The organism is Thalassobacterium sedimentorum (assembly GCF_031127905.1).
Classification (GTDB): domain Bacteria; phylum Verrucomicrobiota; class Verrucomicrobiia; order Opitutales; family Coraliomargaritaceae; genus Thalassobacterium; species Thalassobacterium sedimentorum.
This window is the reverse complement of record NZ_JARXIC010000119.1, coordinates 1-609: the sequence shown is the minus strand read 5'-3', so window position 1 is coordinate 609 and position 609 is coordinate 1. Positions and strand designations below refer to the sequence as shown.

Genomic DNA, 609 nt, shown 5'->3' with positions numbered 1-609 from the left:
AACTTATGAAGAGTTGAGGTTTCAACAAGCCATTCGGGAGCTTGCAGAGAGCCTCCGAGCTCTTAATGAGCAATTGCCAGAAAGAATTCCAGCGATGTGGACTGAGAGTATTGTTGATGAAGAAAGCCGTAACTTACGTATTAATGAAGTTTCAGCCCAATGGTCTGAAACAGATCCCTCGGCCGCAGCAGCGTGGGTAGCTTTAGTTCCAGAGCCATCATTTTATGGACTGCTCGCGGCCACTGTCGCTTTCACATTGGTCGTCTTCAGTAGGAAGTCCGCTAGCAGGCGTTGATATGTTGCATTTGAGTACGCAGAGCCTTGTTGGAATTTCGGATGAAAATGAGCCGGTTCGTTATGCTTCGGGCGCACCAGCGTAGTGCGGAGCCTCGGTAGACTGTAAGTTTTACTTTGGAGTGCGTCAGGGCAGCGCCCTTAGTGAAAGAGCTATCGAATGGCTAAGGAGCTGGCAGCGGATTCGCCATTCGTTTGCGACCATTTGCAAACTGACTATCGGGCAAAGGGGGAATGTTTATCCGCAGGGGTGCAACCCAAGGATAATTGTTCACCGCCCGGGCTAGATCGCGCAGCGTTGCAGCAGTCGAGCGC

1 protein-coding gene is annotated in these 609 nt (G+C 51.2%); it reads left to right on the top strand.

The window, feature by feature from the left end; all coding sequences use genetic code 11:
* Window positions 1-295: hypothetical protein (locus QEH59_RS18660; RefSeq protein ID WP_308986900.1), on the top strand; the 295-nt coding region annotated here is incomplete at its 5' end.
* Window positions 296-609 lie beyond the last annotated feature (314 nt).